General features: G+C 55.5%; 15 protein-coding genes and 1 other RNA gene. 5 read left to right on the top strand and 11 right to left on the bottom strand.

The features are described from left to right. Position 1: 1 nt before the first annotated feature. From IEW12_RS15650 to mraZ, 6 genes are read right to left on the bottom strand one after another with little or no spacing between them, the layout of a single operon-like run. Entirely contained in the window at positions 2-1,387 is a 1,386-nt protein-coding gene (locus IEW12_RS15650; protein WP_188567031.1) for a UDP-N-acetylmuramoyl-tripeptide--D-alanyl-D-alanine ligase, read from the bottom strand. After that, complete coding sequence (locus tag IEW12_RS15645; protein WP_229751145.1) at positions 1,387-2,892, bottom strand: UDP-N-acetylmuramoyl-L-alanyl-D-glutamate--2,6-diaminopimelate ligase; 1,506 nt, start codon at positions 2,890-2,892, stop codon at positions 1,387-1,389. Before IEW12_RS15645 ends, IEW12_RS15650 begins: the two co-directional genes overlap by 1 nt. 20 nt (positions 2,893-2,912) lie before the next feature. Then, positions 2,913-4,673, bottom strand: a complete 1,761-nt coding sequence (locus IEW12_RS15640; RefSeq protein WP_188567029.1) for a peptidoglycan D,D-transpeptidase FtsI family protein — start codon at positions 4,671-4,673, stop codon at positions 2,913-2,915. Further along, positions 4,670-4,945: a cell division protein FtsL gene (ftsL, locus tag IEW12_RS15635; protein ID WP_188567028.1), complete on the bottom strand. Its 276-nt coding sequence runs from the start codon at positions 4,943-4,945 to the stop codon at positions 4,670-4,672. The genes IEW12_RS15640 and ftsL overlap by 4 nt, the downstream gene beginning before the upstream one ends. Continuing rightward, the gene (gene rsmH, locus IEW12_RS15630) at positions 4,942-5,913 is read right to left on the bottom strand and encodes a 16S rRNA (cytosine(1402)-N(4))-methyltransferase RsmH (protein ID WP_188567027.1); all 972 of its coding nucleotides are present in this window, start codon (positions 5,911-5,913) and stop codon (positions 4,942-4,944) included. The genes ftsL and rsmH overlap by 4 nt, the downstream gene beginning before the upstream one ends. Before the next feature lie 9 nt (positions 5,914-5,922). Beyond that, positions 5,923-6,351, bottom strand: coding sequence for a division/cell wall cluster transcriptional repressor MraZ (mraZ, locus tag IEW12_RS15625; RefSeq protein WP_188567026.1), 429 nt, complete (start codon positions 6,349-6,351; stop codon positions 5,923-5,925). Between the two features lie 667 nt (positions 6,352-7,018). Between mraZ and IEW12_RS15620 the strand changes: the two genes are divergently transcribed. Continuing rightward, the gene (locus IEW12_RS15620) at positions 7,019-9,220 is read left to right on the top strand and encodes a putative bifunctional diguanylate cyclase/phosphodiesterase (protein ID WP_188567025.1); all 2,202 of its coding nucleotides are present in this window, start codon (positions 7,019-7,021) and stop codon (positions 9,218-9,220) included. On the opposite strand, the gene IEW12_RS15615 is transcribed toward IEW12_RS15620, so the two are convergent. Next, positions 9,150-12,344: an EAL domain-containing protein gene (locus IEW12_RS15615; RefSeq protein WP_188567024.1), complete on the bottom strand. Its 3,195-nt coding sequence runs from the start codon at positions 12,342-12,344 to the stop codon at positions 9,150-9,152. The two genes, IEW12_RS15620 and IEW12_RS15615, sit on opposite strands and share 71 nt — an antisense overlap. A 412-nt stretch (positions 12,345-12,756) precedes the next feature. Then, positions 12,757-13,095: RNase P RNA component class A (gene rnpB, locus IEW12_RS15610), an RNA gene on the bottom strand. A gap of 93 nt (positions 13,096-13,188) precedes the next feature. Here rnpB and IEW12_RS15605 point away from each other — a divergent pair. Continuing rightward, on the top strand, positions 13,189-14,928 hold the full coding sequence (locus IEW12_RS15605) for a thiamine pyrophosphate-binding protein (RefSeq protein ID WP_188567023.1): 1,740 nt from the start codon (positions 13,189-13,191) through the stop codon (positions 14,926-14,928). A gap of 65 nt (positions 14,929-14,993) precedes the next feature. Here IEW12_RS15605 and gcvA read toward each other — a convergent pair whose 3' ends face one another. Further along, positions 14,994-15,884, bottom strand: coding sequence for a transcriptional regulator GcvA (gene gcvA / locus IEW12_RS15600; RefSeq protein WP_188567022.1), 891 nt, complete (start codon positions 15,882-15,884; stop codon positions 14,994-14,996). Positions 15,885-16,151: 267 nt separating this feature from the next. On the opposite strand from gcvA, the gene IEW12_RS15595 reads away from it, so the two are divergent. Continuing rightward, positions 16,152-17,060: a DMT family transporter gene (locus IEW12_RS15595; RefSeq protein ID WP_188567021.1), complete on the top strand. Its 909-nt coding sequence runs from the start codon at positions 16,152-16,154 to the stop codon at positions 17,058-17,060. Between the two features lie 361 nt (positions 17,061-17,421). Here IEW12_RS15595 and IEW12_RS15590 read toward each other — a convergent pair whose 3' ends face one another. Both IEW12_RS15590 and IEW12_RS15585 read right to left on the bottom strand, forming a co-directional pair. Continuing rightward, a complete protein-coding gene (locus IEW12_RS15590; protein ID WP_188567020.1) occupies positions 17,422-17,679 on the bottom strand; it encodes a hypothetical protein in 258 nt (85 codons plus the stop codon). 331 nt (positions 17,680-18,010) lie between these two features. Then, positions 18,011-18,937 (bottom strand): substrate-binding periplasmic protein, encoded by a 927-nt coding sequence (locus tag IEW12_RS15585; RefSeq protein ID WP_188567019.1) that lies wholly within the window; start codon positions 18,935-18,937, stop codon positions 18,011-18,013. 83 nt (positions 18,938-19,020) lie between these two features. On the opposite strand from IEW12_RS15585, the gene IEW12_RS15580 reads away from it, so the two are divergent. Both IEW12_RS15580 and IEW12_RS15575 read left to right on the top strand, forming a co-directional pair. Next, positions 19,021-21,246 carry a TonB-dependent receptor gene (locus IEW12_RS15580; RefSeq protein ID WP_188567018.1) on the top strand — a complete coding sequence of 742 codons (2,226 nt, stop codon included), beginning with the start codon at positions 19,021-19,023 and terminating at the stop codon, positions 21,244-21,246. 62 nt (positions 21,247-21,308) lie between these two features. Further along, entirely contained in the window at positions 21,309-21,995 is a 687-nt protein-coding gene (locus tag IEW12_RS15575) for a Fe2+-dependent dioxygenase (RefSeq protein WP_188567017.1), read from the top strand. Positions 21,996-22,014 lie beyond the last annotated feature (19 nt).

Raw genomic sequence — 22,014 nt, 5'->3', positions numbered from 1 at the left:
ATTAGTGACTTCCTGTAGATTGTTGCGCTGTTTGTTGCGTTAAATGCTGGATCACTCTTTCCATCTTCATGAAACGCGATCCCTTTACCAGTACCGTGCTAGCGCTGGAAATACTTCCGTCCAGCGTAGCCAGCAACTGTTCAATACTTTCAAAATGTCTGGCAGCCGGTCCAAAAGCAGTAGCTGCATGCCGGGCCAGCGTGCCCAGGGTCAAGAACTGCCCTATGCCGCGCTGTTTTGCATAAGCACCGATCTCTTCATGGAAGGCCGTGCCGTCGGCACCGACTTCGCCCATATCACCAAGTACAAGAATGCTGGACGAACCGGCCTGGACCAGCACGTCTATGGCGGCACGCACTGAATCCGGGTTGGCGTTATACGTGTCGTCAATGACGCTGGCGCCGTTAAGCGCCTGCTTTTTCTGCAAGCGGCCATTCACGGGGCTGAACGCTTCCAGCCCGCGCGCAATGATGTCGTTGCTGATACCCACGCTGTGACTGCAAGCCGCAGCAGCCAGTGCATTGCGTACATTATGTAACCCTGCTGCGGCAAGACTGACGGCAAATTCCTGGCCGCCGATACGGATCTGCATATCGTTGCCAAATTGATTCGGCACGTAAGAAGCACTGACATCCGCGTCTGCCGACAGGCCGAAACTGACTATGCGGCGCTGGCCGCTCTCTTGCGCATAAGCGCGCCACAAACCTGTATAGGTGTCATCGGCAGGAAATACCGCCACGCCGTCTGCCGGCAAATGCCGCAGCACGCTACCGTTTTCTTCGGCAACGGCTTCCACTGTGTGCATGAATTCCTGGTGCTCGCGCTGCGCATTATTGACCAAGCCCACGGTAGGTTCGGCAATAGATGCCAGCAAGGCGATCTCGCCAGGATGGTTCATGCCCAGTTCTATCACCGCTACCTTGTGGTCGGACTGCAAGCGCAGCACCGTCATCGGCACGCCGATTTCATTATTCAGATTGCCGCTGGTCGCCAGACTATGTTCCGCACCGGCATAGGCAGCCAGTATCGATGCAATCATTTCCTTGACCGTGGTCTTGCCGTTGCTACCGGTCACGCCTATGACGGGCAATGAAAACTGGCGGCGCCAGTATCTGGCGATCTCCGCCAGCGCCATCTTGGTGTCCGGTACCACCAGCGCCGGAATAGTCAAACCAGCCGGAACATGCTCTACCACGACCGCTGCCGCGCCTTGAGCGACGACCTGGTCCAGAAAATCATGCGCGTCGAATTTTTCTCCGCGCAGTGCGACAAACAACTCGCCCTTGCTGACCTTGCGGCTATCGGTGCTGACGCCAGTTACCTGCGCGTCAGCAGTCGCTGAGGCGGACGTCAAACTGGCTTGTAATTGAAAAAGAGAGGCGCGCATTAGTTCGGCCTCTTCATATTGCCGCTGGTAGCAACGGTCGCCAATGCCAGCGAAGCATGTTCTTCATCGGAAAACGGCCACTTCTTGCCGTTGATGTCCTGATACGTCTCGTGTCCCTTGCCGGCCAGCAGCACCACATCATGGTCGCCGGCATGCTTGATCGCATACAGGATCGCGCTGGCCCTGTCTTCAATGACCTGTGCAGGTTTTTCCATGCCTGCAACAATATTGGCGATGATGTCGGCAGGCTTTTCGGTGCGTGGGTTATCGCTGGTCACGACGACGTGGTCGGCCTGCTCGGCAATCTTGCCCATTTGCGGGCGCTTACCCGGATCCCTGTCGCCGCCGCAACCGAATACGCACCACAGCTCGCCATGCCTTTCCTGCGCAACCTGCTGCAAAGTTTGCACTGTTTTTTCCAGCGCGTCCGGCGTGTGCGCATAATCGATGACCACCATTGCATGGCCCTGGGAACCCAGTTGCTGCATGCGTCCGGGTACCGACTCCAGCGTTTCCAGCGCATCCACCGCCTTGTTCCACGGTGTGCCTTTGGCCAGCAATACCGCCAGCACCGCCAGCACATTGCTGACATTGAAGCGGCCTATCAGATGGGTCTTGACCTGGCCGGAACCGAAAGGCGAATCGACATGGAAGGAGGTGCCATTGTGCTGGGTGCGCAGATTGCTGGCAGACAGCATGGCGACGCCTTCATGCACGGCATTTTCCAGCGTATAGCCGATCAAGGTCGTGGCCGACTGCCTGGCTTGCAAGCGCTGCACCAGGCTGTTTCCATATGCATCATCCATATTGATGACAGCGGTTCCCAGATCCGGCCAGTCGAACAGCGCAGCCTTGGCTTCCGCATAAGCATCCATGCTGCCGTGATAATCCAGATGATCGCGGGTCAGATTGGTAAAGACCGCGACGTCAAAATGCAGGCCATTCAAGCGCCCTTGCTGCAAGCCGATGGAAGATGCCTCGATTGCCAGCGCAGTCGCACCGGCATCGCGCAAGTCGGCTAGGCGGCGCTGCAATTGCACTGCATCCGGCGTGGTAAAGCCGGTCTCTTCCAGGTTGGCGACAGCGCCATCCCGGTACATGCCGACGCCGAGAGTCCCTACCACGGCACTGGGCTTGCCCAGTACCGAGAAGGCCTTGGCCAGCCACTGCGAACAGGAGGTCTTGCCGTTGGTGCCGGTCACCGCCACCGTCTGCATGGCCTGGTCCGGACGCCCATAATAGGCATTGGCGACAAAGCCCAGCAACTGCTGCAATTGCTGCACGCCCTTGTGCGGCACTGTCAGCGACTCGTCCCAATTGAAACCACTACTCTCATACACAATAGCAGCGGCGCCATTACCAATCGCCTGCTGGACATGCCGGCGGCCATCGCCGCTGCCGATAGGGAAGGCAAAAAATACATCTCCCGCCTTGATAGCGCGGGAATCGGAGCTCAGCTGCGCACCGGGTGCGACCTGCCTGAGCCAGTCTACTATTTCTGTCATTATTTTCTTGATATTAACCATTACATACTCTCCTGCACACTGGTTTCAGGAATGATGCTGGTCACGGATGAATCTGGTGGAACATTCATGGAGCGCAATACATTGGCAGTAATCGCCGCAAAGACCGGCGCAGCAACCACGCCGCCGTAATAACCGCCTACGGTAGGTTCGTCTATCATGACCGCCACGATCACGCGCGGATTGGATACCGGCGCAAAGCCGACAAAGTCGCCGACATATTTGCGCACGTATTTGCCGCCTTCTACCTTATGCGCGGTACCGGTCTTGCCTGCCACGCGGTAGCCGGCGATCCTGGCCTGGGTGGCGGTGCCGCCCGGCTGGGTCACTGTTTCCATCATGTTTCTTAATTCTGTCGCCACTTTTTCAGAGATCACGCGATGCCCCACCGGCGGCGCATCCAGCTTCTGGAAGCTCAGCGGGATCAGGTCGCCATTGCGCGCGAAGATGGTATAGGCGCGCGCGATCTGTATCAGCGATACCGACACACCATGGCCGAAGCTCATCGTCGCCTGCTCGATCGGTTTCCAGGTTTTGTAGTTGCGCAGACGTCCAGCCACGGCTCCAGGGAAGCCGAGTTTGGGGGGCTGGCCAAATCCCAGAGAAGTAAACATTTCCCACATCTCCTGCGGACGCATCTGCAGGGCCATCTTGGCGGTGCCGATATTCGACGACTTCTGTATGACCTGGGCCACGGTCAATACACTTTCCTTGTGCGCATCATGGATGACGGAAGGACCTATCATCATCACGCCGGGCGCGGTCTGGAATGGTGTTTCCGGAGTAACACGACCAGTTTCCAGCGCCAGCGCTACCGTAAACGGCTTCATGATGGAGCCCGGCTCAAAGGTATCCGTCATCACCCGGTTGCGCAATTGAGCGCCCGTCAATACAGAGCGGTCATTTGGATTATAGGAAGGCAAGTTCACCAGAGCCAGAACTTCTCCGGTTTTCACATCCAGCACGACTGCAGCGCCCGCCTTGGCATGGTGCTTTTCCACCGCTTCCTTCAGATGCGTGAAGGCGATGTACTGGATCTTGCTGTCTATAGACAGGGTCATGTCCTTGCCGTCGTGCGGCTCGCGTATCGACTCTATATCCTCGACGATACGGCCCAGCCTGTCCTTGATTACGCGGCGGCTGCCGGTTTTGCCAGCCAGGCTCTTTTCAGACGCCAGCTCTATGCCTTCCTGGCCTACGTCTTCCACATTGGTGAAGCCGACCACATGCGCCATCGCGTCGCCTTCTGGATAGAAGCGTTTGTATTCCTTACGGGTCTCGATGCCGTCTATGCCGAGGGCAACTATTTTGGCGGCAGTCTCCTGCTCTACCTGGCGTTTCAGGTACACAAACTGGCGGTCGGAATCCAGCTTCTTGCGCAACTCTGCTTCGCTCATTTCCAATAAGCCCGCCAGCGCGCGTATCTTTTCTTTCGGCGCCTCCAGCACATCATCCGGAATCGCCCACACCGCCTTCACCGGCACCGACGAAGCCAGTACCTGGCCATTCCTGTCGGTAATACGGCCACGGGTAGCCGGCAACTCCAGCGTGCGCGCATAGCGGCTGGCGCCCTGCTTTTGCAGAAAGTCAGTGGTCATGCCCTGCAGCCACAAGGCGCGCGCAATCAATGCGACAAACGCGGCGAACATAAGGAACAGCACCAGGCGCGAACGCCATACCGGCAACTTGACCGCCAGCAGTGGGCTGGACAGGAAAGGCACGCCTTTGCCGGCGGCTGTGCGAGATGTCGTAGAGCGGCTCATTTTGAGCCTCCGGCTGTCAGGTATTGGGTGCGGTCCGGCGTAACCGGCACCATGCCCAGCTCCTTGCTGGCATTTTCTTCTATCCTGGCGTGCTTGCCGAAGGTGGACTGGTCCAGCTTGAGTTGCGTCCACTGCAATTCATACTGTTTGGACAGGCTCTGCGCCCTTTCCAGCTCAATGAACAAGCGGCGCGCCTGATACTGGGAATTCACCAGCGACAAGGCGCTCAGCATCAGTGCTGCAGCCAGAACGAGGTTGAGGCGGGTGCTCATGCGCCGCCTCCATCATCTTTGGAGGGCAAACGTTCCGCCACACGCAATATCGCCGAACGCGCGCGCGGGTTGGCCGCCACTTCAGCATCGGAAGGCTTGATCTTGGTGATCAGCTTCATCTGCGGCTGCGGCAAATCCTTGGTACGAATAGGCAGGCGCCGGTCCGGCTGCGGTACGTTCACCTTGGAAGCGAAGAATTGCTTCACGATACGGTCTTCCAGCGAATGGAAGCTGATGACCGCCATGCGACCATGTGGCGCAAGGCGCTCATAAGCTCCCGCCAGACCTATTTCGAGATCTTCCAGCTCTTTATTGATGAAAATCCGTATAGCCTGAAAGGTGCGAGTTGCCGGGTCTTTGCCCTTCTCGCGAGTTTTGACGGCGTGTGCGACGATTTCGGCAAGCTGTCGTGTGCCAGAAATTGGCTCGACCTGCCGGCGAGCAACAATCGCCTTTGCAATCTGAAAAGCAAACCGTTCTTCCCCATAATCTTTTATAACCTCCCTGATTTTTAGTTCGTCTTCCGTTGCCAGCCACTCCGCCGCAGAGATTCCGCGCGTGGTATCCATGCGCATGTCCAGCGGGCCATCCGCCCTGAAACTGAAACCGCGTCCGGCATCGTCCACCTGTGGAGAGGAAATACCCAAATCCATCAGGATGCCGTCAACCTGCATCAACCCGCGATCCTGCAACTCCTGCGACATGGTCGCGAAGCTTTCATGCACGATAGTGAAGCGTGGGTCCTTGATCTCCTGGGCACTGGCGATGGCTTGCGTATCCTTGTCAAAGGCCAGCAGGCGGCCGCTCGGCCCCAGGTTTTCCAGTATTTTCTTGCTATGGCCGCCACGGCCGAAGGTTCCGTCCACATAGGTGCCGCCGGTGCGTTCACCGGTCAGGGCCAGGCCTTCGACGGCTTCGCCCAGCAGCACCGTCAGGTGCGTGAATTCTGCTGCTTTCTGAGTAATCATTGCGGTCAATCAGAAAGAAAAGTCACTCAGCACATCGGGCATGCCGTTGGCGATCGCTTTCGCTTCGTCTTCAGCCAGCTTTGCGGAATCCCAGATTTCGAAATGTGAACCCATGCCAAGCAGCATCACATCGCGCTGCAGGCCGATAGCCTGGCGTAGCTCGGGCGCGATCAGGATGCGTCCGGCGCTGTCCATTTCCACATCCGAAGCATTACCCAGGAATATGCGCTGCCAGGTGCGGGCAGACATGGGCCAGGAGGCGATTTGTTCGCGGTGGGATTCCCAGGTCGGGCGAGGAAACAACAGCAGGCAGCCGTGGGGATGGCGGGTCAGGGTAATACGGCCTTCGCACTGTACCGCGAGGGCGTCACGATGCTTGGCAGGAATAGACATTCTGCCTTTTGCATCGAGATTGAGTGCGGACGCCCCCTGGAACACGCTATTTACCTTTTAACCCTGAACTTTTATTCAATTATTTTGGTGCAGAGGATGAGTTTTTCCTCCACAAAAATACACTTTTTCACACTATCGCCCACTTTAGAGGATGCGTTACACCCGGTCAAGCGAAATCAAGTGGAGAAATGCGAATTTATTGAATGAAGTCAAGGACTTAGCGCATTTACTTAAATCATCAAAAAAGAAGAATATTCAAATAAATTAGAGACTTACATGAGATTGTAAATGTCACATCTCAGCTATAACCATGTGTTTTTACGCAAATTTACTCAAAACAATTGCAATTTAAACATTTAAATTCGTTAACTACGTGAATCTGCGGCAAACATGCTGGAAATTGCTGAAATGAAAAGTTCTATGCGGCAACTTTATTTAATCACTTCGCTTCTTTCTTGTGCAATTTTGCTCACTTTTTGCGTTTTACTATTTCACCTGCTGCACCTTATTTGGGCCTGCACGCAGACCACGGCGCAGCCGAAATGCGCATGGTCCGCTCCATTGCCCCTACCTGCTTCAGTAAGCCACCCACAGCACCACTATCCGACCTGTTGCATACCTCTCTTGCTTGCAGGCACATAGTTTGCTTGAGTCAACATAATATGCACCCTCAAATCCGCACCCTCACCTGATAATCGCGCCCAACTCCTCTATGTCAGCACTCTTTGCTAACAAACTCAGCCAATTTGATGAATCGGGAGTACTCAGCACCTTGCTGAACAATCTGGACGGCATGGTATTCCGCTATCGGAACGATGCGCTAAGCAGCATGGAACTGGTTAGTGCCGGCTGCCAGAAAATTACCGGCTACGCTGCGGATCACGCGCTCTACCTGAGCCGTTTGTCCTATGAGCGCCTATGCCATGCCGACGATCTGGACAAAATGCGCGAACTGATACGGGAGGCGCTGGAGCACCAGCTTCCCTATGAGCTTGAATACAGGATATTGCATGCAAATGGAGAATCACGCTGGCTATGGGAGCGCGGGGTGGGAGTATACAACGCTTCAGGCCGGCTGGAGGCTGTGGAAGGCTTAATTTCCGATATCACCGCGCGTAAAAAGGCCGACCAGGTCACGCTGGAAGTCGAACGGAGATACCGCAGCATCGTTGAGAATGCGATCGAAGGTATTTTTCAGTCGACGCCGCAGGGTTACATTTCCGTCAACCCTGCACTGGTGCGTATTTATGGCTATGGCTCGCCGCAGCAAATGATGGCGGAATTAAAACAGATTGATACCCAGCTTTACGTGGAAGCGGGCCGCCGCCAGCAATTCATGCAGTTGATGGAACAGCAAGGTTCGGTCACCAATTTTGAGTCACGCGTTTACCGCAAGGACCGCAGCATCATCTGGATTTCTGAAAATGCACGCACCGTCTATGACGAGGCAGGCAAGATCATGTTTTACGAAGGCACCGTCGAAGACATCACCGAGCGCAAACTCTATGAAGCTGAAATAGAGCACCGGGCCAGCCATGACATGCTGACAGGCCTGCCCAACCGCGCGCTGCTGTATGAAAGGCTGCAACAGGGCATCATGCAGGCGCAGCACCATAATGAGCGGCTGGCGCTGGCCTTCCTGGATATAGACCAGTTCAAATACATCAATGACAGCCTGGGCCACCAGGCCGGCGACCAGCTATTGCAGATCATGTCCGAGCGCCTGCTAGCCTGCATGCGCGACAGCGATACCGTGGCCCGCCTCGGCGGCGACGAATTCGTATTGATCCTGAACTACCATGCAGATGCCGACGAACTGGACTCCGTCATGCAGCGCATACGCAGCAGCGTCTCCCAGCCATGCCGCATCGAGGGCCGCGAACTGACCGTGACCTGCAGCATAGGCATCAGCATTTACCCCGGTGACGGCGACCAAGCCGACGTGCTGCTGAAAAATGCCGATGCAGCGATGTACAAGGCCAAGGAATTGGGGCGCGACAACTATCAGTACTATGCCGGCGTACTGACGCCGGCAGTAGCCGACAGGCTGGACCTGATGAACAAGCTGCGCATCGCGATTGAGGCACGCCAGCTGGCCTTGCATTACCAGCCGAAGATAGACCTGCTCAGCGGCCGCATCCACAGTGCAGAGGCACTGATACGCTGGCAGCATCCTGCGCAGGGCATGATATCCCCTGCCGACTTCATTCCGCTGGCAGAGGAAACCGGCCTTATCATGCCCATAGGAGAATGGGTCATTCATACCGCCTGCGCACAGGCCATGCAGTGGCTGATGCTGGGCCATCAGCCCATCCGTATCGCCGTCAATATCTCGCCGCGCCAGTTACATCACGGCGATCTGGCACAGATAGTCAAAACCGCACTGGATGAAACGGGGCTTCCTCCCAGCCTGCTGGAATTGGAAATTACCGAATCGATGATGATGCACAATATGGAAACCAGCATCGCCACCCTGCACCAGTTGAAGGCGATGGGGGTATATCTATCGGTAGACGATTTCGGCACCGGCTATGCCAGCCTCAGCTATCTGAAAAAATTTCCGGTCGACTGCCTGAAGATAGACCAGTCCTTTGTGCGCGATATCGCGATCGACAGGGATGATGCGGCCATCGTCAAGGCCATTATTTCTTTGGGACACATCCTGAATTTGTCGGTGATTGCCGAAGGGGTGGAGAGTTTGGAGCAGGCCAGCTTCCTTCAGCAAAACGCCTGCGATTGCGCGCAGGGCTACTATTTTGGAAGACCAGTGAGCAACGAAGCCTTTACGCTATTACTGGACACCCCCGCCAAACTAACGGACAAGGACCTCAACAAAGCAGGCCTCAAGCAGGAACAGCCTCAGTCTGCCTCTCCAGCAAAGCCACAAACTCATTCTCGGGAATCGCTTTACTGAAATAAAAGCCCTGATATTCGTCACAACTGGAATCGGCCAAAGTATATAGCTGGGTCGCGGTTTCCACGCCTTCAGCGATCACCTTCAGGCCCAGAGTGTGCGCCATCGCAACGATGGCCAGCACAATCGCCGTATCATTCGGATCTTCCGGAATATCCTTGATAAAGGAACGGTCGATCTTGACGCTATCGACCGGAAAGCGCTTCAGATAAGCAAGCGACGAATAGCCGGTACCAAAATCGTCTATCGATAAAGTAAAGCCCGCCGCCTTCAGGCCATCCATCAGCACGATCGCCTGGTCGCGGTTATGCATCACCATGCTCTCGGTAATTTCAAACTCGATCTGTTCCGGATTGACGCGCCAGAATTCCACCACGCTCTGCACGTCAGCCAAAAGATTGGCGTCATTGAACTGCGCGCCGGACAGATTGATTGCCACCCGGCCGAAGGACTTGTCTGCCGCCCGGAAAGCCAGCACATCGCGGCATGCGATATCCAGCACCAGCATGCCCAGGCGACCTATCAGCCCCGCCTCTTCCGCCAAGGTAATAAATTCACCCGGGAAAAGAATGCCGCGTTCTGGATGGTTCCAGCGTACCAGGGCCTCGGCTCCGACGATGCGTCCTGACGCGATATCCAGCTTAGGCTGGTAATACACGATGAACTCACGCCTTTCCAGCGCGCGCCGCAGACGCGCCTCAAACGCCAGACGCTCTACCGTATGCACATTCATTTCCGATGCATAGAATTGGTAATTATCCTTGCCGCGATTCTTGGCGCGGTACATCGCGATATCGGCATTCTTCAGCAATGTCTGCGCATCCTTGCCGTCGGCCGGATAGGTGGCTATGCCTATGCTGGCGCTGAGCTGGCATTCCTGGCCGCGGATATCGAAGGGCAGTGCGGACTCCACCAGCAGCTTGCCGGCAATGTCGCTCAGGTCCATCGGACTCTCATACTGATCCACCAGCAAGATGAATTCATCGCCGCCCACCCGGGCCACCGTATCGGATTCGCGCAGGCAATTCTTGAAGCGCCTGGCGATATTGCGCAGCACTGCATCACCCTCATCATGGCCGAAGGTGTCATTGATATTCTTGAAGCGATCCAGATCGACAAAGAACACCGCCAGTTGGGAACGATTGCGCTCCGCATGCGCCAGCGATTTGGCCAGATGCTGGTGATAAAGAAAACGATTCGGCAAGCCGGTCAGATCATCGTAATGCGCCAGCTTCAGGATTTTTTCTTCGGAGCGCCGGTCTTCGATGGCGATACTGGCGATATCGGTTGTGATGCCCATCAAGACCATGTCTTCGTCGCTGAGGCGAGCACGAGTCGTGAAGAACAGCGTAAACGTACCCAGCAACTGGCCATTCTTGCCCATGATGGGCCATGCGCCGCAGCTGGAGAAATCCGATAGCTTCTCCAGCCCATTGATGAACTGCATCTCAGGCGCAAGCTGCAAGTCTTCCAGCCACACCGGGCTGGCATTGATGACGGCTTCGCTCCATACGCCATTCCCCTTGCTGACCGGCAGGCCCTGCAATTGCGGCTTCAGGATTTCAGGAAAATTCCGGCCTATCAGGCGAGAGAAAGTGCGCTGATCATCATTTAACAGCTGTATGCCGCAGCGCCAGTGGGGATTGAGTTTTTCCACGAACTGGCATACCGCCTCCAGGATATTCGTCAACTCTTCGCCGCTGCCGATCAATTGCAACAGGCGATTCTGCCCTTCCAGCAAGCGCTCGGTATATTTTCGTGAATTGACATTGCGCATCACGCAAAAGAGCAGCATCTCACTCTCCACCTCAACCAGGCTGAGCGTGATCTCATTAAACTGCATTTGCCCATGCTTGTGCGTGGTCCATTCAAAGGTCTGCGGCGTACCTTCAAATGCCGCATCGACCAGCGTCGCCACCAGGTTGTCGCGCGGCATGTTGGGCAACTGGTTCACTCTTTGCGCATTCGGCGAAAACCCGCCTGCGCGCTTGCCTATGATATCGGCAGCGGACTCCACGCCAAACAAGGCGACCGCCGCCGGGTTGCAGTCCACATAGCAGTATTCACGGTTGATCAACAGGATCGCATCCTGCGCCTCCTGATACAGCAGCCGGTAGCGGTTTTCACTGGCCTTGAGCCGGGTGTTCGACTTACGCAAGTGGCCGATATGCCAGACCAGCATGCCTGCCAGCAGCAAGATGAAGCCTATGGTCAGCGCGGCAAAGAACGCTCTTTGCTTGAGCCGCTTGCTCCAGCTCGACAACACGCTATCCAACTCCTGCGCATAGACGACGGTGACCGGGAAGTCGGACATTCTTCTATAGGTATAGATCAGCTCCGTGCCGCCACCAGCCAGCGGTCGGTCTTGCAACACGCCCTCTGCAGATCCTGCGCGTATGTTGCGGGCGATCGCCGATGTGCCTACATTCAAGCTCAGCAGGCGCTCATCAAACGGCGAGCGGATGATGATATTGCCATCGCTGTCATGCAGGGAAATGCTGGCATCGCCATCTTTGGCAACCCGTTCATAGAATTCATTCAGGTACACCAGGTCTATCTCCACCTGGATCAAGCCCGCATAACGTCCGGCCGCATCATAGATATTCCTGGCAACCGGCAAGATCCAGCGGCCGCCCTGCGTCATTTTGACAGGCGCGCCGACCACGACGGCCTTGTGGTCCGGGTGCTGCAGCAGGAATTTTACATACTGCCTGTCGTTCAGGTCAGTTTGGTTGGCGGGGTACTGGAATGAAGTAGCCCATAGCTGGCCACTGGTATTGACGACAGCAATGGATTGCAGGAACTTCGAGTCCTGCCTTTGATTGACAAGTATCTGCCGTATGGCAGATTCATTGCTCAGTATTTCATCGCCTTCGTTCTTGATGCCTTCGGCGGCAGCGCCTATCGAACGGGTTGCATCCTGCAGGATGCGGCTGGCGTGCTCTTCCAGCACCCTGACCGCGAGATAGCTGTTTTCTTGCGCCGATGCCAGCGTCAACACCTTGTCTTTTGCAACCGCCCACCAGGTTTGCCCCAGGATGGCAATAATAATCAGGCCGACAATGAGCAAGAACACCGTCGTGGGCACATCTCGCTGCTCCCGACTGGCCGTACCTCTTTCCATGCGGATACCTTTATTTAATCAAAGGACTCGTGTGTGACAAATAAATCAAGATTATCGTTGGGAAACAAATCGCTCAAAGCGTGGAGCAAACAGGGAAAGGTCTTGCATTTACCCCTACTGAAAAGGGCGTGCAATTTGGATAGAAATGCATGTCTCGTTATTAATAATAGTTAAAGCATCCACTTTGACGTGTGCTTTTTTTAAAGTGTACCACCGGAAATTTCCCAATTACATTCTAATGCAGCTATACAACAAATCGATGGCAGAACGTATACACGCAAAAAAACAGGCGCAAAGACGGTAAACGATATGGAATGAGGGGAAGTTAAGAACAGAAGAGAACAGGAAGAGAAACGAAAACAGCAATGCTGGGAGGGCCGAGGCAAGAAAACCTGACTACGGATTAAAATAAAAATGAAGCAAGCCGGTAGGCCGGATTCTGTTACGGCACTCGGCATTGCTGCTTCGTGCTATGACAATCATTCCTCTAGGCGCTGGATTACTCCAGCGCTCAAGCTTTCTACCCGCACGCTCCGCGAGCAGCATCAATGCGTGCCTATTTGAAATTGCTCCGGGTGGAGGTTACCGCGTTTCACCGTAACTAAATACGCTCGTCTCTGTGGCCCTATTCCTCGCCTTATACCTTGCGGCTTTCAGCGTACGGCCGTTAGCCGTCACCCTGCTCTATGGAGTCCGGACCTTCCTCCCGCCTTAACATTACGATAAGGCCAGCGATTGTCTGGCTTGCTTCAGGCCGTATTGTAACAGCGCAGCCCTGCTCTTCCTAGCAATGCCTGCTGATAATCGGGAGACTCAACAAGTCAGGCCGTGTTTCTGGTAGCGTATGGCTTTCTACTTTACTTATTCTATTGTCATGCACAAATTGCGCTCTGGTGGTCAGCTGGTGGTAGATGCCCTGCAGGTCCATGGTGTCGATATCGTTTTTGGCGTGCCTGGCGAGAGCTATCTGCCGGTACTGGATGCACTGTATGACAGCGATATCCGCTTCATCATCAATCGCCAGGAAGGCGGTGCCGCTTTCATGGCGGATGCTTATGGAAAGATGACCGGCCGCCCCGGCATCTGCTTCGTCACCCGTGGGCCGGGCGCTACCAATGCAGCTATCGGTGTGCATACGGCCTTCCAGGATTCCACGCCCATGATCCTGTTCGTGGGCCAGGTGGGCAATGATTTTGTCGAGCGCGAAGCCTTCCAGGAAATTGACTACCGGCGCATGTACGGGCAGATGGCAAAATGGGTGGCGCAGATAGACCGTGCCGACCGCATCCCCGAATACATCGCCCGCGCCTTCCAGGTAGCCACCAGCGGCCGGCCTGGTCCGGTCGTGCTAGCACTACCGGAAGACGTGCTGGCAGCGAGCGCAGATATTGCTGACACGCGCCGCTATATGCCGGTGCAGGCGTCTCCTGCGCCAACGCAACTGGCCGAGTTGCGCACCCGCCTGCAAAGGGCGCAGCGCCCGGTGGTCATTCTGGGCGGCAGCGGCTGGAGTGAAGATGCATGCCAGGATATTGCCGGCTTCGCGGCCAGCAATCATTTGCCAGTCGGCTGCGCCTTCCGTTTTCAGGACCTGATGGACAATGCCCATCCCAACTACATAGGCGATGTGGGTATAGGCATCAATCCCAAGCTCGCTCAGCGCATCCGGGATGCCGACCTGGTCATCGCGATAGGCCCCCGGCTGGGCGAAATGACCACCAGCGGCTACAGCATCCTAGAAGCACCGGTGCCCCGCCAAAGCCTGATACACATACACAGCGATGCACTGGAACTGGGACGTGTCTATCAGGCCGACCTGATGATCAATAGCGGCATGCCGCAGATTGCCGCCGCGCTGAAAAGCATGCAGGCGGTCGACGCCAGTGCGTGGAAAGACAGCGTGCAAGCGGCAAAAACCGAATTGGCCGCCTACCAGACCGAACCGCCGATATTCAAGAGCAAGGAAACGCCGCTCAACCTGTGGCAGCTGGTGCAGGATCTGATGAACGTGGCAGCCAAGGATACGATCATTACCAACGGCGCAGGCAACTATGCGACCTGGGCGCACCGCTTCTATCGTTATGGCGGCTGGCGCACGCAACTGGCGCCTACGTCCGGGGCAATGGGCTATGGAGTACCCGCCGGTATTGCCGCAAAAATCATGCAGCCGGAACGTACCGTTGTTACCTTTGCCGGCGACGGCGAATACCTGATGAATGGCCAGGAGCTGGCGACTGCCGTACAGTACCGGGCCGGTGTCATCATCATCGTGTTCAATAATGGCATGTTCGGCACCATACGCATGCACCAGGAAAGAGAATTTCCCACTCGCGTTTCCGGCACGGAACTGCACAACCCGGACTTTGCAGCACTGGCCCGCGCCTACGGCGCTGCCGGCGAGGTGGTTGAAAAGACTGAAGAATTTGCACCGGCACTGCAGCGCGCGTTGGCGCATACGCAAACTACCAGCCTGCCGGCGCTGATAGAACTGCGCTACGACGGCAACCTGATTACACCAAACGCCAGCCTGGACGCGATACGCAATACTGCGCTGGAAAATCAGGCCAAGCTGGAAAAAATATAAACTCGCAATTAGCGCGCACAAGTTGGGCCAGGGGCTGGCGCAATTGCACCGGTCCTGGCCCTGCACTATTCCGCTGCCTTCCCTTCATCCAGCAGCCACAGGCGAAATAAATCCACCTCCTTGCGCAAGGGCGTATCGGCTGGATACACCAGGTAATAAGCAATCGGCACGCTGATCGCTGTCTTGAACGGCATGACCAAGCGCCCATCGGCCAGCTTCGCACTCACCAGGGATTTTCTCGCCAGGGCCACTCCGTGCCCGGCTACCGCGGCTTCTATCGCATTATTGGAATCTTCAAAAATCGGGCCCACTGAGCTATCGACCTGCGTCGCAGCAACTGCCTGCAGCCACATGCGCCAATCATCCTTGTGTACGTCATGCAGTAAGGTAAAACCCGCCAGCTCATCCGCTGTTTTCAGCCGTTTGCGCGCCGGCAGCAAGGACGGGCTGCAAACGGGATATAAGGGATCATCAATCAGCAACTCCGACACCAGGCCCGGATACTGTCCCATGCCATGGCGCACCGCGATATCCACTCCATCGTGGGCGAAGTCCACCAGCCGGTGCGTGGTGCTGATGCGCACGTCTATGCCGGCATGCCTGGCCTGAAAGCCCGGTAACCGCGGCAGCAGGTACTGCATCGCAAATACGGTAGTACAACTGAGCGTGACGACCGGCTCTGCCTTGGTCAGGGCCAGCCGCTCCGTTGCATCTTCTATTTGCCTGAATGCGGCCCGGATGCCATGAAAATAGCTGAGCCCCGCCTCGCTCAATGCGAATTTGCGGCCGCTGCGTTCAAACAGGATCACCTCCAGCATTTGCTCCAGCTTGCTGATTTGCTGGCTGATGGCAGCGGGCGTCACGTGCATTTCTGCCGCCGCGTGCTTGATGCTCAGATGGCGGCTGACGCACTCGAAACAATGCAGCGCATGCAGGGGCGGCGTTTTGCTCTTCATGATTAAGTTTTTCTATACCAAGTTCAGAAAAAATGATTTGTAGTAGTCCTGCTACGGTGTTCCAATGATAAGCCTAACATTAGTAATAGTTAATGGCATATCTAATAGCCCATTTATTTGTCGGAACTCATAGTGGCAGCTTTATCTGGCCAGGAAGTCTTTAGGTTACATGTCCGATTTCAGCCAGACACGCAGCGTCAGCCCATCTATGATGCTGAATAACATCGCTGCATAGATACATACAAAAAACATCAACGGAGAATCATTTTGAAATTAGCAGATTTAAGCCGGCTACTCGGTCTCTCGGCAATCTGGGGCGCGAGCTTCCTGTTCCTGCGCATCATTGCGCCCGTGATCGGCGCCATGCCTACTGCGTTTTTCAGGGTCTTGTTTGCGATGCTGGGTCTGGTGATACTGCTGCTGGCCATGCGAGTGAAATGGGATATGAAGGGCAAGCTGGGGGTGGCAATGACGCTGGGTGTGATCAACTCAGGCATTCCCTTCGTCATGTACAGTCTGGCCGCCAAGGTACTGCCGGCTGGCTATTCCGCCATCTTCAACGCCACCACGCCGCTGATGGGAGTGGTGATAGGCGCGCTGTTCTTCAGGGATAAATTGACCGTTGCAAAAGTCGCCGGCGTCTTGTTCGGCCTTGCAGGCGTGGCAGTATTGACCCGCACTGGCCCGGTAGAGATGACCGGCGATATCCTGCTGGGCGCACTAGCCTGCCTGGTGGCCACCGCTTGCTATGGCCTGGCCAGCTTCCTGACCAAACGCTGGATTTCCGACAAGGGCGGGCTGGACAGCAAGCTGGTCGCCTTTGCCAGCCAGCTTGGCGCCACCGCCGTGCTGCTGCCCTTCTTCGCCTATACCGCGATCAACACACCACCGCCCACCTGGGGTGATAGCGGCGTGTGGCTGGCACTGGCAGGCCTGGGTTTCATCTGCACCTCGCTGGCCTACATCCTGTACTTCAGGCTGATAGCGGATCTGGGGCCGGTAAAATCCTTGACGGTGACCTTCCTGATACCGCCTTTCGGCGTATTGTGGGGTGCATTATTTCTGGGAGAGCAGATATCGCTGGCGCATGCGGCTGGCGGCGCGCTGATAGGCATAGCGGTATGGATGGTGTTAAAACCGGCCAAGGCTCCGGTCGCGCAGCTCGCTACCAAGTAGCAAGGCTATCATTGCGCAATGATACAGTTGCGTAGGGGGGCGGCAACTAAAATGGTAACAAAAGCGGCAGCTCAGTAATCCCTCAGGCTGCCGCCTGTCCTACACATGCTTACGGGAAATTCCGATACCGCTGGACCATGTTGCCATCTAGCATGAAGGCATCAAGGATCAACTCGGGAGTACCGTATGTCCAAATATCCAATGACAGTATTCGTGACGATTCCGACGCTTGTTGCCGGGCTGATGGCCGTTATCTTGTGTGGCAGCGATTTTCTGCACCAGGCAAATATCCTGTTTTCGTTTTAAGTAAAAGGAACCAGCGATCCTCTGCCACACCTGACAGGCTTGGACCAGTATATGGCTATTGCTGTTCTGGGGCGGTCAAGGCGATGCCAGCCTGCGTCAGCGCCTCGGCGCCAGCAGCTTCGCATTTGACGCAATAGCGTTCTTTCATCTGCGTTTTGGTGCCCCAGTGCGACAAGGGCAAGTTGGCATTCATCGTCAATTTATCGCACAGCGATACCGACTTTGAGAGTGCAGTAGACAAGTGATAGAACTTGGTGCCCGCTACACCTTCAGTGATATAGAGCGCGTTCAGAGCGGATTTCAGTTGGTTCACGTTTGTATTCCAGTTTTTTGCATATTTTATTGCTTTTTACCAAGCATTTACATTCAGCAAAATTGCTTTACGGAATAAGTATACTACGGTACTCGCTTGTTGATCGGTTACGTTTTGGGAAACGGTGGATTTACTCTAATAATCATTAAAAATGATCAAAGCTGCTGTTTCGTAGGGGAAGCCAGCAATCATGCACAGTAGCACCAAGCAGCACTGAGCAGCAGCATCTCGTATCGCCAAAACAAAAACACCAGGCCACGGCCTGGTGTTTTGCTATCGACATAGGCAGGATCAGTTGGCAACAAAACTGGCGTCAAAAAAGCTTCTGCCGCTAAGGCCCTTTCAACGCTCGAGCCAAATCACCTGTTTTCCGTCCATTTGCAAGAGCCGCATTGATGCGCGCGATGAGGCCGTCATCCTTGTTCTTTGCGATACAAAAATAGATGAAATCCACCTGCAAGGGTTTGGGCAGTACGCTGAATGACACCTTGGCAGGCAAAGCCATGTCCTTGACCTCATTTGCCATGAAGGCATTGATACCGGCCTCTACCTCTTCCGCCGAGTCGGTCGAAAGTTGATATACCAATAAGGCATCCATCCTCTTGCTAAGCAGCTTCTTTAGCCTGGATGAGCGCGAAGAAATATCTTCCTCCACATGGAAGACCTTGTTTTTCGCGAGATCGAACTCGGGGCCATAACTGAATCCGCGTACCGCCCCTATCGACTTGCCCTTCAGGTCCTGGATCGAATTAAAAGAAAACCTGGAATCGCTGCGTGTCACCAGCCACAAGTTGTTGGCGTAGGCCGCTTCGGAGAAATGAAACCGGGCCAGACGATCGACGTTTTTTGACAAGCCCAGCACTATTCCCTCGCCGTTGGCCGCATTACTTTCCACGCGGGCCCAAGGGTACATCCTTATCTCAAATTTAACATTCAGCGCCTGCTCTAGATAGCTGAGCAAGGCACGCCTGGCTGGGGCCAACGCTCGCGGACTCCCTTTTTCATCCAATGCCTCACCAATCAGCAACACCACCTCTTTCGGAGCGCAATACGCAAAACCGTGACAAACATAGAAGCAAATGGCGAGTATGGCGTAACGAAGAGGCATTCGTTTTCTTTGGAAGGATTGCAATTGAAACAAAGAATAGATCTTACAAGCAAGCTTGGCACTGCGCAAAGGACTGGCATGTAACACCATGCGAAGCTGCTCTGCTTGATTAGCAACAATGACACAAAGAGAAACACAAACGATTCTCATTTAAATTACAATTACACTTCTTTTACCAATTAGCGCCGGAAATTTTGCGCTAATTCAAAGCACTTTATTAGAAAGACAATAAAATGATACGCCGTACCCCGATCGCAGCAGCCTTGTTCACTCTATTTGCCAGCCCTCTGCCTTTGCTAGCGCAACAGGCGACGCCTCAGGTAGCCGCAGGCGTAAGTTCCGCCTTGCCTGAGGTCGTTATCCAGGGGAGCAAAAATGATTTCGCGCCCGGTGCGGTTTCTCTGGGCAAGCTGCCTGCCGATATCCGCGATATCCCTCAATCGGTGACAGTCGTGAATAAGGCGTTGATGCAATCGCAGGGTGCAAACTCGATGGCGGATGCCTTGCGCAACGTCTCCGGCATAACGCTGGGTGGCGCCGAGGGCGGCCAAATCGGCAACAACGTCAACCTGAACGGTTTCTCTGCGCGCACCGATATTTATCTGGACGGCTTCCGTGACCGCGGACAGTATTTCCGCGACACCTTTGCTCTGGACTCCATTGAAGTATTGATGGGGCCCTCATCGATGCTGTTCGGCCGCGGCTCAACCGGCGGCGTGATCAACCAAGTCACAAAAAAACCGACGCTGAAACAGTTCACTGAAGTCGGCGGTTCCGTTACCACCAACGGTCTGGTCAGGGCAACCGTGGACTACAACACGCCGCTGTCGGAAACATCCGCGGTGCGCGTAACAGCCATGGCGCAGGACGGTGATGCAACAACGCGTGACCAGAGCAAGCTGCAGGATTTCGGCCTCGCGCCATCGGCCAGGTTCGGCATAGGCACACCGACGGAGATCACGCTGTCTGCCTTGCTGCAGCACAATCACGACATGCCGGATTATGGCGTAGGCCCGCTGAACGGCCGCCCTGCACCGGTGGACAGGAATACCGCGTACGGCTATAACGACGACCATACCGATTCCGACATCGCTGCATTGAACGCATCGATACAGCACAAGCTGACTTCGGATATCACGTTGCGCAATATGACGCAGTTCAACTACGTCAAAACCAGCGCGATTGAAACCGCGCCGAATACCATAGGCACCATTTCGGCCGCCGGCTTTATCGCGCTGACGCCGTCAGCGACCAGCAGCCTGCCGCTGTCCAGCCTGTATGAGCGCATCCAGAGCCATGACCGCGATATCCGTGACTATTCGGTATTCAACCAAAGTGAACTGTCTGCCAAATTCAGCCTGGGCGGCTCCAAGCATGATTTGCTGCTTGGGCTGGAACTGGGTCACGACGGCTACCGCAACCAGGGCTACTACCGTAACGGCACCTGCAACGGCGTGAACCTGAACCCCGCCGGCACCACTGCCGGCTATGTTGCCTGCGTGCCGCTGCTGAATCCGGGCAATGGCGATTCTCCGGCCAATGTGCCCACCAGCACGGGCAATCTGGCGGGAGGTTCTGCCAATACCGCGGCGACGTATTTCAACGACACGATAGAGCTGACACCGGAATTCAAGCTGGCAGGCGGCCTGCGCTATGATCATTATTCCGCCAGCATCACCAATTCCATCAACTCGCAGAACACCAAGGGCAGCACTACCCTGGGCTACGCGAGCCAGTCGATAGACTTCACCAGCGTGCGCCTGGGCGGCATCTGGCAGCCGGGCAAGACCCAGTCCTACTATGTATCTTATGGCACTTCGTTCAATCCTTCGCTGGAACAGCTGACCGGCACTACCGGCCAGCAAAACCTGGATCCGGAAAAAAATCGTTCGTATGAGATAGGCGGCAAATGGGATCTGGCGGACGGCAATCTGGCAGTGAATTCGGCAATATTCCAGATTCAGAAAGATAATGCGCGCAGCCTGGTCAGCACCGGCGTGTATGAATTACTGGGCACGGTGAGAGTGAACGGTTTCCGCGCCGGCGCTACCGGCCGCGTCAACAAGCAGCTGCAGCTGGCGGTCAACTATAGCTACCTGGATGCGAAGATCGCAGGCGCCTCAGCGCTCGATGGCACGCTGGGCAAGGTACCGGGCAACACGCCTAAAAACACGCTGACGGCGTGGACCATCTATGAAGTGGCCCCGCACTGGGAGCTGGGCGGCGGCCCGGTCTACATGTCTGAGCGCTTTGCCAATTCCACCGACACCGTACGCGTGGGCGGCTACACGCGCTGGGATGCAACGGCTGCCTACAAGCAGCCAAAATACGACATCCGCCTGAATGTCTTCAATCTGACCAACAAAATGTATTACGATGCGCTGATCCAGTCTGACGGCGGCCGCGCGGTTCCGGGTACCGGACGTGCAGCAATGCTGTCATTCTCCTATCGTATGTAAATTCTGTATGTAGATTCCGTATGTTGGTTTAACGGGTAAATGTTGATTGTTCAGAGGTGCCGATGCTGGTTTGTATTCCCAAAGTACTAGATGCTCAACAACTGGCGGCGGTGCGCTCCCTGTTGGCCCAGGCAGGCGATGCCTGGGTCGATGGCCGGGTCACAGCGGGTTATCAGGGGGCGCCGGTCAAATTCAACCAGCAGATAGACGAACGTTCGGAAGTGGCGCAACAATGCCAGCACATTATCCTGTCGGCACTGGAGCGCCATCCTCTGTTCATCAGTGCGGCGCTACCGAATATCGTCTATCCGCCCATGTTCAACCGCTATGGCGAAGGCATGCACTTTGGCGCGCACGTAGATGGCAGCGTGCGCATCCATCCGCATCATGGCCGCAAACTGCGCACCGATATCTCCGCCACGCTATTCCTGAGCGATCAGCAAGACTATGACGGCGGTGAACTGGAAGTGGAAGATACCTATGGCACGCATGCGGTCAAGCTGGACGCCGGCGACATGGTCATCTACCCGGCCACCAGCCTGCATCAGGTAACGCCGATTACACGCGGCATCCGCACTGGATGCTTTTTCTGGATACAGAGCCTGGTTCGGGATGACGGCCAGCGCGCGATGCTGTTCGATATGGACAATGCGATCCAGACCTTGAACCAGACCCAGGCCGAGGAAAGTGCCCGCCGTAAATTGATAGGCGTGTATCACAACCTGCTGCGCCAATGGAGCGAGACCTAAGCTAGGCGCAGCCTTAGGG

It is taken from the genome of Parundibacterium terreum, assembly GCF_014636315.1.
In the GTDB taxonomy this organism is placed as follows: Bacteria; Pseudomonadota; Gammaproteobacteria; order Burkholderiales; family Burkholderiaceae_D; genus Undibacterium; species Undibacterium terreum.
Note: the sequence above shows the minus strand (reverse complement) of the source record. Positions and strands in the feature narration are given on the sequence as shown.